The organism is Pseudomonas canadensis, from assembly GCF_030980095.1.
Lineage (GTDB): Bacteria > Pseudomonadota > Gammaproteobacteria > Pseudomonadales > Pseudomonadaceae > Aquipseudomonas > Aquipseudomonas canadensis.
Genome location: NZ_CP133298.1, coordinates 4624038 through 4637606 on the forward strand (window position 1 = coordinate 4624038; position 13569 = coordinate 4637606).

General features: G+C 59.3%; 14 protein-coding genes. 12 read left to right on the forward strand and 2 right to left on the reverse strand.

What is annotated here, in order from left to right:
• Positions 1-35: 35 nt before the first annotated feature.
• Positions 36-1478 carry a mannose-1-phosphate guanylyltransferase/mannose-6-phosphate isomerase gene (locus RB216_RS21345; RefSeq protein ID WP_308907848.1) on the reverse strand — a complete coding sequence of 481 codons (1443 nt, stop codon included), beginning with the start codon at positions 1476-1478 and terminating at the stop codon, positions 36-38.
• A gap of 463 nt (positions 1479-1941) precedes the next feature.
• On the opposite strand from RB216_RS21345, the gene RB216_RS21350 reads away from it, so the two are divergent.
• Positions 1942-3507: a methyl-accepting chemotaxis protein gene (locus RB216_RS21350; RefSeq protein WP_028617464.1), complete on the forward strand. Its 1566-nt coding sequence runs from the start codon at positions 1942-1944 to the stop codon at positions 3505-3507.
• Between the two features lie 75 nt (positions 3508-3582).
• Here RB216_RS21350 and RB216_RS21355 read toward each other — a convergent pair whose 3' ends face one another.
• The gene (locus RB216_RS21355) at positions 3583-4275 is read right to left on the reverse strand and encodes an alpha/beta family hydrolase (protein WP_028617465.1); all 693 of its coding nucleotides are present in this window, start codon (positions 4273-4275) and stop codon (positions 3583-3585) included.
• Positions 4276-4354: 79 nt separating this feature from the next.
• On the opposite strand from RB216_RS21355, the gene ccoN (RB216_RS21360) reads away from it, so the two are divergent.
• The 11 genes from ccoN (RB216_RS21360) (at position 4355) to ccoG (ending at position 13561) form a co-directional block, all read left to right on the forward strand.
• On the forward strand, positions 4355-5779 hold the full coding sequence (gene ccoN / locus RB216_RS21360) for a cytochrome-c oxidase, cbb3-type subunit I (protein ID WP_028617466.1): 1425 nt from the start codon (positions 4355-4357) through the stop codon (positions 5777-5779).
• Positions 5780-5789: 10 nt separating this feature from the next.
• Positions 5790-6398 carry a cytochrome-c oxidase, cbb3-type subunit II gene (gene ccoO / locus RB216_RS21365; RefSeq protein WP_017735321.1) on the forward strand — a complete coding sequence of 203 codons (609 nt, stop codon included), beginning with the start codon at positions 5790-5792 and terminating at the stop codon, positions 6396-6398.
• Between the two features lie 3 nt (positions 6399-6401).
• Entirely contained in the window at positions 6402-6602 is a 201-nt protein-coding gene (locus RB216_RS21370; RefSeq protein WP_010208563.1) for a cbb3-type cytochrome oxidase subunit 3, read from the forward strand.
• A complete protein-coding gene (ccoP, locus tag RB216_RS21375) occupies positions 6599-7546 on the forward strand; it encodes a cytochrome-c oxidase, cbb3-type subunit III (RefSeq protein WP_028617467.1) in 948 nt (315 codons plus the stop codon). The genes RB216_RS21370 and ccoP (RB216_RS21375) overlap by 4 nt, the downstream gene beginning before the upstream one ends.
• Before the next feature lie 351 nt (positions 7547-7897).
• Positions 7898-9340: a cytochrome-c oxidase, cbb3-type subunit I gene (gene ccoN / locus RB216_RS21380; RefSeq protein ID WP_028617468.1), complete on the forward strand. Its 1443-nt coding sequence runs from the start codon at positions 7898-7900 to the stop codon at positions 9338-9340.
• The gene (gene ccoO / locus RB216_RS21385; protein WP_003193167.1) at positions 9340-9948 is read left to right on the forward strand and encodes a cytochrome-c oxidase, cbb3-type subunit II; all 609 of its coding nucleotides are present in this window, start codon (positions 9340-9342) and stop codon (positions 9946-9948) included. Before ccoN (RB216_RS21380) ends, ccoO (RB216_RS21385) begins: the two co-directional genes overlap by 1 nt.
• A 6-nt stretch (positions 9949-9954) precedes the next feature.
• The gene (locus RB216_RS21390) at positions 9955-10140 is read left to right on the forward strand and encodes a CcoQ/FixQ family Cbb3-type cytochrome c oxidase assembly chaperone (protein WP_003175465.1); all 186 of its coding nucleotides are present in this window, start codon (positions 9955-9957) and stop codon (positions 10138-10140) included.
• On the forward strand, positions 10137-11114 hold the full coding sequence (ccoP, locus tag RB216_RS21395; RefSeq protein WP_028617469.1) for a cytochrome-c oxidase, cbb3-type subunit III: 978 nt from the start codon (positions 10137-10139) through the stop codon (positions 11112-11114). The genes RB216_RS21390 and ccoP (RB216_RS21395) overlap by 4 nt, the downstream gene beginning before the upstream one ends.
• A 171-nt stretch (positions 11115-11285) precedes the next feature.
• Entirely contained in the window at positions 11286-11540 is a 255-nt protein-coding gene (locus RB216_RS21400; RefSeq protein WP_010208555.1) for a type II toxin-antitoxin system Phd/YefM family antitoxin, read from the forward strand.
• Positions 11540-11950, forward strand: a complete 411-nt coding sequence (locus RB216_RS21405; protein ID WP_028617470.1) for a type II toxin-antitoxin system VapC family toxin — start codon at positions 11540-11542, stop codon at positions 11948-11950. The genes RB216_RS21400 and RB216_RS21405 overlap by 1 nt, the downstream gene beginning before the upstream one ends.
• 207 nt (positions 11951-12157) lie before the next feature.
• The gene (gene ccoG, locus RB216_RS21410; RefSeq protein WP_122687281.1) at positions 12158-13561 is read left to right on the forward strand and encodes a cytochrome c oxidase accessory protein CcoG; all 1404 of its coding nucleotides are present in this window, start codon (positions 12158-12160) and stop codon (positions 13559-13561) included.
• Positions 13562-13569 lie beyond the last annotated feature (8 nt).

Genomic DNA, 13569 nt, shown 5'->3' on the forward strand with positions numbered 1-13569 from the left:
TCAACCCTTAGCGCTTCCCCAAGCAGGCGCGCTGTTCATCCTCCGGCCCTGCCATAAATGTCTTGAAACCTGACGATGTCGTTCTCCCCCAGGTAGTCGCCACTCTGCACTTCGATCAATACCAGATCGATAACACCTGGGTTCTCCAAGCGATGGGTGTGCCCGGCAGGAATAAAGGTCGATTCATTGGTGTTCAACAAGAACTCACGATCATTGTTAACCACACGCGCCATACCACTCACCACAATCCAGTGTTCACTACGGTGGTGATGCATTTGCAGCGACAACGACCCTTGTGGCTTGACGACAATACGTTTGATCTTGAACCGCAGCCCTTCTTCCAGCGTGGTGTAAGCGCCCCAGGGTCGACTTACTGTGGTGTGGTCCAAGTGTGATTGGTGACCATTTTTCTTCAATTGCGCCGTGATCGCCTTGATGTCCTGCGCATGATCTTTGTGCGCAACCAACAGGGCATCCGGCGTATCGACAATGATGAGGTCCTCAACACCTACCAGGGCGGCCAAGCGGCGCTGACTGCGTACGTAGTTGTTGCTCGCGTCGTGAAAAATGGCTTCACCCTCGACACGGTTGCCCTGCTCATCCGCCGCAGACAACTCGCTCATGGCATTCCACGAGCCAATATCACTCCAACCAATGTCACAAGGCACCGTCGCCACTTTGCTTGAACGCTCCATTAGCGCGAAGTCGATGGAGATATCAGGCACGTTGGCAAAGCTTTCGGGCTCCAGATGCAGGCTGCGATGACTGCTGCCGGTCATCGTGCCAGAACCCGCCAGGCACAGCTCCACGGCACCGGACACGTCCGGTGCACACACTGCCATTTGTTCAATTAACGTTCCGGCGCGGAAGCAGAACATACCGGAGTTCCAGAAGTACTCACCCGACGCCAGATAACCCTGGGCAGTTTCGAGGTCCGGTTTCTCTACGAAACGCTTGACCTTGAAACCGCTACCCAAGGGGCTGTCGCTATCTTTCTGGATATAGCCATAACCGGTTTCCGGATACTCAGGCTTCACACCAAACGTGACCAGCCAGCCATCTTTGGCCAGCTCGCACGCACTTGAAACAGCGGTGGCGAAGGCTGCCTGATTATCGATCAAGTGGTCGGCTGGCAGCACCAGCATGATGGCATCTTGCCCATGCGTGCGTGCAACTTCCAGGGCAGCCAATGCTACTGCTGCTGCTGTATTACGCCCGAACGGTTCCAGGACAAAACTCAAGTTCGTGAATTGAGGCGCCTGAGCACCATATTCATCAAGCGTCTTGAAGTAGAGATCACGGTTAGTAATCGTCAATACTTCACTCACCGCGTCCAACGCCAAGGCACGGCTATATGTTTTCCGAATCAAATTGCCACCATCTGGCAATTCGATAAACGGCTTGGGATGCGCAGAACGTGAAACCGGCCAGAGGCGGCTGCCCGAACCGCCACAGATAATGACTGGAACAAGTGTCACTTTGTACTCCTTTACGCATTGCCACTACAGTTGTGCTGCAGCCCTCGCACCCTCGATGCAGCATGCTCGAAAGAAAAGTGACGTAGAGTCTTCCAGCTATAAAAAGTCAAAACACCGGAGGCGTTTTGGGGGGAAAAATACGGTATTTTTCTTACAAAATGTCCCGTGCATTCTTTATCAAACGGTCATTTATGTCTAGGAAAAGGCGGAATATTCCTGTCGGCACGGCCATTATTCATCTCAAGGAAAAGGGTGCTTCAGGCAAAACTTGTCACTTTTCTGTATGAGATTTCTTAAGCTCAGTGAAATCTCGCCTAAAATCTTCCACTCCCTTGACCTAGAGCCTTGGCAGATACTGTCGCTTTTGCGCGCCAGCCCTTGGCGTGTCGCCTCTCGAAAAATCGCCCTCAACAATGGCCTACTGCTGCCGATAACCCCTGAAAGCCTTGCGGATTGAACAACCATGCGTAATAACCAACCCGTTACCCAGCGCGAACGTACCTTCCCCGCTCAGCAACGGTTGATCTCCACCACAGATGCCAAAGGCGTTATCACCTACTGCAACGACGCCTTCGTCGAGATCAGTGGGTTCTCCCGTGACGAACTGGTGCGTGCCCCGCACAACCTGGTCCGTCACCCGGACGTGCCGGCGGCGGTGTTCGCACACATGTGGTCCACGCTCAAACAAGGCTTGCCATGGATGGGCATTGTCAAGAATCGCTGCAAGACCGGGGATCACTATTGGGTTAACGCCTACGTGACGCCGGTTTTCGAAGGCAACCAGGTGGTCGGCTACGAATCGGTGCGCATCAAGCCTACCGCCGAGCAGATCCGCCGTGCCGAAGCGCTCTACCACCGCATCAACCAAGGCAAGTCGGCGATCCCGCAGCGGGACAAGTGGCTGCCCGTGTTGCAGGACTGGCTGCCGTTTATCCTGGTGAGTCAGTTGAGCTTCATGATCGGCGCCACCCTCACCTCCCAATGGGGCTTTGCCTTGGCGGCGGGGCTGTCGGTGCCGTTGGGCCTGCTGGGCCTGAGCTGGCAACAGCGCGGCCTCAAGCGCTTGCTGCGCCTGGCCGAGCAGACCACCTCTGACCCGCTGATCGCGCAGATGTACACCGACAGCCGTGGCGCCCAGGCGCGCCTGGAAATGTCGATCCTCAGCCAGGAGGCACGTCTGAAGACCTGCCTTACGCGTTTGCAGGACACCGCCGAACACCTCAACGACCAAGCCGCGCAGTCCAACACCCTGGCGCATAACAGCTCCAGCGGTCTGGAACGCCAGCGCGTCGAGACCGAGCAAGTGGCGACCGCCGTCAACCAGATGGCGGCCACCACCCAGGAAGTCGCCAGCCACGTGCAGCGCACCGCTGATGCGACCCAAGAGGCTAACCGCCTGACCGGTCGCGGCCGCGATATCGCCGGGGAAACCCGCGAGGCGATTCAGCGTCTGTCTGTTGCAGTGGGTGAGACCGGCGTGACCGTGACCCAACTGGCCAAGGACAGTGATGAGATCGGCGGCGTAGTCGACGTGATCAAGGGCATTGCCGACCAGACCAACCTGCTGGCACTGAACGCGGCCATTGAAGCGGCGCGTGCCGGTGAAATGGGTCGTGGTTTTGCGGTGGTCGCGGACGAAGTCCGTCAACTGGCGCAACGTACCGCCGAATCCACTGGGCAGATTCACGCCCTGATTGCCAAGCTGCAGCAAACCGCCAGCGCCGCCGTGCAAACCATGGACGCCGGGCATCGCCAGGCCGAAGAAGGCGTGGCGCGGGTGATGGAGGCGGATCAGGCGTTGGTGGGCATCAGTGAGGCGGTGGCGCATATTACCGACATGACCACGCAGATCGCGGCGGCAACTGAAGAGCAAAGCTCGGTGGCCGAAGAGATCAGCCGCAACATCAGCACCATTGCGCTGTTGGCGGACCAGACGTCAGAGCAGGCGTTGAACTCGGCTCAGTTGAGTGAAGAGCTGACGCACACCGCGAATACCCAGTATTCGCTGGTTGAGCGCTTTAACCGGTAAATCGCTATCGCCCGCAAGCCGGCTCCTACAGGTTACGCAATCCCCTGTAGGAGCCGGCTTGCCGGCGATAGAGCCCTAACAGGCGCCAATAAACCTGGCGACGTTCACCGCCGCAGCCTCCAAATGCTGCTCATGACTGAACCCCGAAGCCTTCAACGGCTTCAAGTCATGATCCCCTGCCACCAGCCACATCACCTCGATGCTCGGCGACAAGTCATACCCCTCCACCGCCGCCCGATTGCCCAGCGCATCCCGCTCGCCTTGCACAATCAAGGTCGGCGTCTTCAATCCCGCCAAATGCTCGACCCGTGGTTTCTCCGGTTTGCCCACCGCATAAAACGGATACCCCAGGCACACCAGCCCATCGGCACCCAACTCATCCGCCAGCAAACTGGCCATGCGCCCGCCCATGGACTTGCCGCCAATGGCCAGTCTCCCAGCGACATGACGTCGCACCTCGGCCACCACCTCGCGCCAGGCGTCCAGCAGTTTCGGCGCCGGGTTCGGCGGGCGTTTGCCGCCGTCCACACGGCGCTGGGCCATGTAGGGAAACTCGAAGCGCAACACGTTGACGCCATGCCCGGCAAGGCGTGCAGCCATGTCGTTCATGAAGGATGAGTCCATCGGTGCACCGGCGCCGTGGGCCAGGATCAGCGTCGCAGGTTCAGGTCCGGCAACGTTCGACGCGACATCCCACAACCAGCCGCGTTCCTGTACACACTGCGCCCATTGATCCCCGTCAATACTGGCCTTGTGCTCTTTGCCCATGCTTGCCTCGCTTTTTAGTCTGCCTATAACTCCAGCCCAAGTGCCGCATTTGCTTGGGTTGAACCGTGGATGGGGAACCATGAACACTACATTAAGTACCGCCTATAACTACAAGGTGGTCCGCCAATTCGCCATTATGACGGTGGTGTGGGGCATCGTCGGCATGGGGCTCGGGGTTTTTCTCGCCGCCCAATTGGTCTGGCCTGCACTCAACTTCGACTTGCCGTGGACCAGCTTCGGCCGCCTGCGCCCGTTGCACACCAACGCGGTAATCTTCGCCTTCGGCGGCTGTGCGCTGTTCGCCAGCTCCTTCTACTCGGTGCAACGCACCTGCCAGACACAGCTGTTCGCGCCGAAGATCGCCGCGTTCTGCTTCTGGGGCTGGCAGTTGGTCATCCTGTTGGCCGCGATCTCCTTGCCGCTGGGCTACACCAGTTCCAAGGAATACGCCGAGCTGGAATGGCCGATCGACATCCTCATCACCATCGTCTGGGTGGCCTACGCCATCGTGTTCTTCGGCACGGTGATGAAGCGCAACACCAAGCACATCTACGTCGGTAACTGGTTCTTCGGTGCGTTCATCATCACCGTGGCCATCCTGCATATCGTCAACAACCTGGAAATTCCGGTCAGCCTGACCAAGTCCTACTCCCTCTACGGCGGTGCGACGGATGCCATGGTGCAGTGGTGGTATGGCCACAACGCGGTAGGCTTTTTCCTCACCGCCGGCTTCCTGGGGATGATGTACTACTTCGTGCCCAAGCAGGCCGAGCGTCCGGTGTATTCGTATCGCTTGTCCATCGTGCACTTTTGGGCACTGATCACCCTGTACATCTGGGCCGGCCCGCACCACTTGCACTACACCGCGCTGCCGGACTGGGCACAGTCCCTGGGCATGGTGATGTCGCTGGTCCTGCTGGCTCCGAGCTGGGGCGGCATGATCAACGGCATGATGACCTTGTCGGGCGCCTGGCATAAGTTGCGCAGCGACCCGATCCTGCGCTTCCTGGTGGTGTCGCTGGCGTTCTACGGCATGTCGACGTTCGAAGGCCCGATGATGGCGATCAAGACCGTCAACGCCCTCTCCCACTACACCGACTGGACCATCGGCCACGTACATGCCGGCGCCCTCGGTTGGGTAGCGATGATCTCCATCGGCGCGCTGTACCACATGATCCCGAAAGTCTTCGGCCGCGAGCAGATGTACAGCCTCGGCCTGATCAACGCGCATTTCTGGCTGGCCACCATCGGCACCGTGCTCTACATCGCCTCGATGTGGGTCAACGGCATCGCCCAGGGCCTGATGTGGCGTGCGGTCAACGAAGACGGCACCTTGACCTACTCCTTCGTCGAAACCCTGGTGGCCAGCCATCCAGGCTTCATCGTGCGGCTGGTGGGCGGCGCCATCTTCCTCAGCGGCATGTTCCTGATGGCTTACAACACTTGGCGCACCGTGCGTTCGGCGCAACCTGCCGAAGTCACCGCTGCCGCGCAGATGGCCTGAGGAGTCGATGATGAAACACGAAACGATTGAAAAGAACGTCGGCCTGCTGATGTTGCTCATGGTGCTCGCCGTGAGCATCGGCGGCCTGACCCAGATCGTCCCGCTGTTCTTCCAGGACGTGACCAACAAGCCGGTGGAAGGCATGAAGCCCTACACCGCGCTGCAACTGGAAGGCCGTGACATCTACATCCGCGAAGGCTGCGTACAGTGCCACTCGCAGATGATCCGCCCGTTCCGCGCCGAGACCGAACGCTACGGCCACTACTCGGTCGCCGGCGAAAGCGTATGGGACCACCCGTTCCTGTGGGGCTCCAAGCGTACCGGCCCGGACCTGGCCCGCGTTGGCGCGCGCTACTCGGACGACTGGCACCGCGCGCACTTGTACAACCCGCGCAACGTGGTGCCCGAGTCGAAAATGCCGGCCTACCCGTGGCTGGTCACCGCCGCCGTCGACAGCAGCCACACCGAGACCAAGTTGAAAGTGATGCGCACCCTCGGCGTGCCATACACCGACGACGACATCAGTGGCGCCGTCGCCAGCCTCAAGGGCAAGACCGAGATGGACGCGCTGGTCTCGTACCTGCAAGTGCTCGGCACTGCCATCAAGAGCAAGAGGTGAGCCATGGGATTTGAATTCGATGCGGGCACCATCCGCGGCCTTGGCACGCTGGTGGTCGCCATCGCCTTTATCGGCCTGTCGCTGTGGGTGTTCAACAACCGGCGCAATGCGGAATTCGAGCAGGCCCGCCTGCTGCCCTTTGCCGATGAACCTTCTCCATCCGACGCTCAAGAAGAGCCTGCAATAAGGAGCACTCGGCCATGACCCTATTCTGGAGTACATGGATCTGCGTACTGACACTCGGCAGCCTGATCGGCCTGACCTGGCTGTTGATTGGCACCCGCAAGGGCGAGACCAAGGGCAGCGTCGACCAGACCATGGGCCACGCCTTCGACGGTATCGAGGAATACGACAACCCGCTGCCCCAATGGTGGTTCATGCTGTTCGCCGGCACCCTGGTGTTTGCGGTCGGCTATTTGATCCTCTACCCGGGCCTAGGCAACTGGAAAGGCGTGTTGCCGGGCTATGAAGACGGCTGGACCCAGACCAAGGAATGGGACAAGGAAATGGCCAAGGCCGACGCCAAGTTCGGGCCGATCTTCGCCAAATTCTCGGCCATGCCCGTGGAAGAAGTCGCCAAAGACCCGCAGGCGCTGAAAATGGGCGGTCGCCTGTTTGCCTCCAACTGCGCGGTGTGCCACGGCTCGGATGCCAAGGGCGCGTTTGGCTTCCCGAACCTGGCGGACAACATCTGGCGCTGGGGCGGCTCGGCCGAAGCGATCAAGACCACCATCCTGAACGGCCGCCACGCGGCGATGCCGGCGTGGGGTGACATGCTTGGCGATGAAGGCGTGAAAAACGTCGCGGCCTATGTTCGTCACGACGTGGCCAAGCTGCCCTTGCCGGCCAACAGCACCGCAGACCTGGCAGCAGGCCAGGCGGCGTTCAGCACTACCTGTGTCGCCTGCCACGGTCCGGAAGGCCACGGCATGGAGGCCATGGGCGCGCCCGACCTGACCAAACCGGCCGGCTATATCTACGGCACCAGCCTTGCGCAGTTGCAGCAGACTATCCGCCATGGCCGCCAGGGCCAGATGCCCGCGCAGGAAGTGCTGCAGGGCAATGACAAGGTGCACTTGTTGGCGGCCTATGTTTACAGCTTGTCCCACACCGCTGATGGTGCAACGCCAGACAGCCAGCCTGAGTAACCTCTGAGCTGCTGCCCCAATCTGGGGCGGCAGCTCAACCTAGCTGCGCGACCAAGTGTCGCACCCTTCCAAAGCACACCTTTCCCCCCCTCACTTTCGGGTCTACGCTTGTTCCCACAGCGGACCGATCCTGGCGTACGCAACGACATTCGTTGCGACCCCAAAATTTTCCTGTCCACTCGATCAGCTTTCGATTTCTGATTTTGTCCCTACGCAAAACATGGAAAGGGCGCAGAATCTGGCGTGGAACGCATTGATACAGGTCAGCCATTGCGTTGCAATGGCCCCTCGCTTTCTACATACTTGCGGCCGATTTTACCTATAAAAAAACCTAAACCGTGGAACCTTAGAATGAGCACAGCAATCAGTCCGACTGCTTATAACTATAAGGTAGTCCGCCAGTTCGCCATCATGACGGTGGTCTGGGGGATCCTTGGCATGGGGCTCGGGGTGTTCATCGCCTCGCAACTGGTTTGGCCGGAATTGAATTTCGGTTTGCCATGGACGACCTTTGGCCGCCTGCGCCCGCTGCACACCAACCTGGTGATCTTCGCCTTCGGCGGATGTGCATTGTTTGCCACCTCCTACTATGTCGTGCAGCGAACCTGCCAGACGCGACTGATCTCCGACAGCCTCGCGGCCTTCACCTTCTGGGGATGGCAAGCGGTGATCGTGAGCGCCATCGTCACCCTGCCGCTGGGGTACACCACCACCAAGGAATACGCCGAGCTGGAATGGCCGATCGCCATTTTGCTCGCCATCGTGTGGGTGACCTATGCCGTGGTGTTCTTCGGCACCATCGTCAAGCGCAAGACCAAGCACATCTACGTGGGCAACTGGTTCTACGGCGCGTTCATCCTGGTGACGGCGATGCTGCACATCGTCAACCATGCATCGTTGCCGGTGAACCTGTTCAAGTCCTACTCGGCGTACGCCGGGGCCACGGATGCGATGATCCAGTGGTGGTATGGCCACAACGCCGTGGGTTTCTTCCTGACCACCGGTTTCCTGGGGATGATGTACTACTTCGTGCCGAAACAGGCCGAACGTCCTATTTACTCGTACCGTTTGTCCATCGTGCACTTCTGGGCGCTGATCACCCTGTACATCTGGGCCGGTCCGCACCATTTGCACTACACCGCGCTGCCGGATTGGGCGCAGTCGCTGGGCATGGCGATGTCGATCATCCTGCTGGCCCCGAGCTGGGGCGGCATGATCAACGGCATGATGACCCTGTCGGGCGCCTGGCATAAATTGCGCACCGACCCGATCCTGCGCTTTTTGGTGGTATCGCTGGCGTTCTACGGCATGTCGACCTTCGAAGGGCCGATGATGGCGATCAAGACCGTCAACTCGCTGTCCCACTACACCGACTGGACCATCGGCCACGTACACGCCGGCGCTCTCGGCTGGGTGGCGATGATTTCCATCGGTGCGATCTACCACATGATCCCCCGACTGTTCGGCCGCGTGCAGATGCACAGCGTCGCACTGATCAACACCCACTTCTGGCTGGCCACCATCGGCACCGTGCTCTACATCGCCTCGATGTGGGTCAACGGCATCACCCAGGGCCTGATGTGGCGTGCGATCAACGATGACGGCACCCTCACCTACTCCTTTGTCGAAGCGCTGCAAGCCAGCCACCCGGGCTATATCGTCCGCGCCCTGGGCGGTGCGTTCTTTGCGGCCGGCATGCTGTTCATGGCCTACAACGTCTGGCGCACCGTGCGTGCCTCGGACCCTGCCGAAGCCGAAGCCGCCGCCAAGATCGCCGTTGTGGGAGCCCACTGATGAAGCATGAAGTAGTCGAGAAGAATATCGGCCTGCTGGCCTTCTTCATGGTCATCGCCGTGAGTATCGGCGGCCTGACCCAGATCGTTCCGCTGTTCTTCCAGGACGTGACCAACAAGCCGGTCGAGGGCATGAAGCCGCGCACCGCGCTTGAACTGGAAGGCCGCGACGTCTACATCGCCAACGGTTGTGTCGGCTGCCACTCGCAGATGATCCGTCCGTTCCGCGCCGAAACCGAACGCTACGGCCACTATTCGGTCGCCGGCGAAAGCGTGTGGGACCACCCGTTCCTGTGGGGTTCCAAGCGGACCGGCCCGGACCTGGCCCGTGTCGGCGGACGTTACTCCGATGACTGGCAGCGTGCGCACTTGTACAACCCGCGCAACGTGGTGCCTGAGTCGAAAATGCCGGCGTATCCGTTCCTAGTGGAAAACAAACTCGACGGCAAGGACACCGCGAAGAAGATGGAAGTCTTGCGCACCCTGGGCGTGCCCTACACCGACGAAGACATCGCCGGTGCAGCCGCAGCCGTGAAGGGCAAGACCGAAATGGACGCATTGGTGGCCTACCTGCAAGGCCTGGGCACCATCATCAAAAGCAAACGGTGATTCTTCATGGATATCGGGATGATTCGTGGCCTGGGCACCGTTGTAGTGATGGTGGCCTTTATCGGCCTGGCGTTGTGGGTGTTCAGCCCCAAGCGCAAGTCGGAGTTTGAAGACGCGACCTTGCTGCCCTTTGCGGATGATCCCGAAGCCATCAAGCACGTCGAGCAAGCTTCTAGGAGTAACAAAGAATGACTACGTTCTGGAGTCTGTACGTCACAGTCCTCAGTCTGGGTACCATCTTCGCCCTGACCTGGCTGCTGCTGTCGACCCGCAAGGGCCAGCGCGCCGAGCAAACCGACGAGACCGTCGGCCACTCGTTCGACGGCATCGAGGAGTACGACAACCCATTGCCGAAATGGTGGTTCATGCTGTTCGTCGGCACCATCATCTTCGCCCTCGGCTACCTGGCGCTGTACCCCGGCCTGGGTAACTGGAAAGGCCTGCTGCCGGGCTACAACTACCTCGACACCGACAAACAAACCCCCTTCGCCAACGGCCAGACCGGCTGGACAGGCGTACACGAATGGGAAAAGGAAATGGCCAAGTCGGATGCCAAGTTCGGCCCGATCTTCGCCAAATTCGCGTCGATGCCGATTGAGGAAGTGGCCAAGGACCCGCAAGCCTTGAAGATGGGCGGCCGCCTGTTCGCCTCCAACTGCTCGGTGTGCCACGGTTCCGACGCCAAAGGCGCCTATGGCTTCCCCAACCTGACCGACGCCGACTGGCGCTGGGGTGGCGAGCCAGCCACCATCAAGGAAACCATCATGAAGGGCCGCCATGCGGTGATGCCGGCCTGGCTGGATATCCTCAAGGAACAAGGCGTCAGCGATGTGGCCGCGTTCGTGGTCACCAACCTTGACGGCCGCAAGCTGCCCGAAGGCGTGAAAGCCGATGTGGCCAACGGCGAGAAACTCTTCGCCGCCAACTGCGTGGCCTGCCACGGCCCGGCCGGCAAAGGCACCCCTGCCATGGGTGCGCCTGACCTGACCCACCCAGGTGCGTTCATCTACGGTTCGAGCTTCGCGCAACTGCAACAGACCATCCGTTGGGGCCGTCAGGGCCAGATGCCAGCGCAGGAACAACTGCAAGGCAATGACAAGGTGCATTTGCTGGCGGCGTATGTGTACAGCTTGTCCCATGGGGATAAGAAGGCTGAAGAGCAGTAAGCCCTTGAAACATCAAAGCCCCGCGCAGCTAAAGCTGGCGGGGCTTTGTTCTTTCTGGCTCTCGGGATTATGTAAGCAGGAACCCACTACCACTTGTAGCCTAATACTTGCGGTTTTTGACAGCCAAGTAGTAACGTAACTACATCCAGCCTGACGAAGGGGGAGTACCCCATGACCATCACGACTATTTCCAGCCGCGAATTCAACCAAGACACAAGTGGTGCCAAAAAAGCCGCCCGCCAAGGGCCGGTTTTTATCACCGATCGCGGCAAGCCCGCCCATGTACTGCTAAGCATTGAGGACTACCAGAAACTGACAGGGCTCAATGCCGACATCGTTGATCTGCTAGTGATGCCAGAAGCGGCCGATATCGACTTCGAAACCGAACGCGCCGTGATCACTCATCGACCTGTGGACCTCTCTTGATGTATCTACTCGACACCAACGTTATTTCTGAACTTCGCAAACCCCACGCCGACGTAAAAGTAGTCGCATGGGCAAAAAGTGTCATCGCTCCACGCATGTTTATCTCTGCGATTACGCTTAAAGAATTGGAGACCGGGGTCTTGCGTATCGAGCGCCGAGACCCGGCACAAGGCAAGGTGCTAAGAACGTGGCTGAAGCGCCATGTAATGCCCGCTTTTGATTCCAGGATTCTGCCGGTGGATACCGCAGTCGCCCTGCGTTGTGCACATCTGCATGTGCCTGACCGGACCAATGAAAGTGATGCACTGATCGCCGCTACCGCTCTGGTTCACGGGCTGACCGTGGTAACGCGCAACATCAGCGATTTCAAATCCAGCGGCGTTCCACTGATCAATCCATGGGACGAATGACCTGCTTACCCACCAAAACCGTCCATACTTACCAAGTCAATTGATCCAGATCACGTACACCATCAATTGATTTCCCCCAACGCGACCAAAGGTCGCACCCTTTGCACACCATCGGGGGCGTATCATTAGGCCACTGCAACACCCCTAATTTGACCCCGGTTGGCACGTACTGGCCGAGGCAAATCTCCACCGCCGTGGGATGCAATGATGAGCAACCAAATACCGGTACATGACGTTACCCCGCCTGCCAAAACCGTCGACCTCTACGCCTCGCGAGAGAAAATCTACACCCGCGCCTTCACCGGCCTGTTCCGCAATTTGCGCATGCTCGGCGGTGCCGGACTGTTCCTGCTCTACTTCGGCACGGTATGGCTGAACTGGGGTGGCCACCAGGCCGTGTGGTGGAACCTGCCGGAGCGTAAGTTCTTTATTTTCGGCGCGACCTTCTGGCCCCAGGACTTCATCCTGCTCTCGGGCATTCTTATCGTCGCGGCATTTGGCCTGTTCTTTATCACCGTGTATGCCGGGCGTGTGTGGTGCGGTTATACCTGCCCGCAAAGCGTGTGGACGTGGATCTTCATGTGGTGCGAAAAGGTCACCGAAGGCGACCGCAACCAGCGCATCAAACTCGACAAAGCGCCGATGGGCGCCAACAAGTTCCTACGCAAGTTCAGCAAGCACACCCTCTGGCTGCTGATCGGTTTTGTCACCGGCATGACCTTTGTCGGCTACTTCTCGCCGATCCGCGAACTGGTGTTCGACTTCTTCACGGGCCAGGCCGATGGCTGGTCGTATTTCTGGGTCGGTTTCTTCACCCTCGCCACCTACGGCAACGCCGGCTGGCTGCGCGAACAGGTGTGTATCTACATGTGCCCGTACGCACGCTTCCAGAGCGTGATGTTCGACAAGGACACCCTGATCGTCTCCTACGATCCGCGCCGTGGAGAGTTGCGTGGCCCGCGCAAAAAAGGCATCGATTACAAGGCCCAGGGCCTGGGGGACTGCATCGACTGCACGATGTGCGTACAGGTGTGCCCGACCGGTATCGACATCCGCGACGGCCTGCAGATCGAGTGCATCGGCTGCGCCGCCTGTATCGACGCCTGCGACAACATCATGGACAAGATGGAGTACCCACGCGGCCTGATCAGCTACACCACCGAGCACAACCTGTCGGGGCAGAAAACCCACAAGCTGCGCCCGCGCCTGATTGGTTATGCACTGGTGCTGCTGGCGATGATCAGCCTGTTGGTGGCAGCATTCTTCATGCGTTCGCTGGTGGGTTTCGACGTGAGCAAGGACCGTGTGCTGTATCGCGAAAACGCCGAAGGCCGCATCGAAAACGTGTACAGCCTGAAGATCATGAACAAGGACCAGCGCGACCACACCTACGTGCTCGATGCCTCCGGATTGCCAGACCTCAAGCTGCAAGGTCGCCGCGAAATCAAGGTCGCTGCTGGTGATATCGTCAGCATGCCGGTCGAGCTCTCGAGTGCGCCAGAACAGTTGCCGTCGAGTACCAACGAGGTGAAATTCATCCTCACCGATGCCGATGACGCCAGCGTCCATATTGAAGCCAAGAGCCGATTCATCGGCCCCCAAGTTCGTTAGAAGAGAGC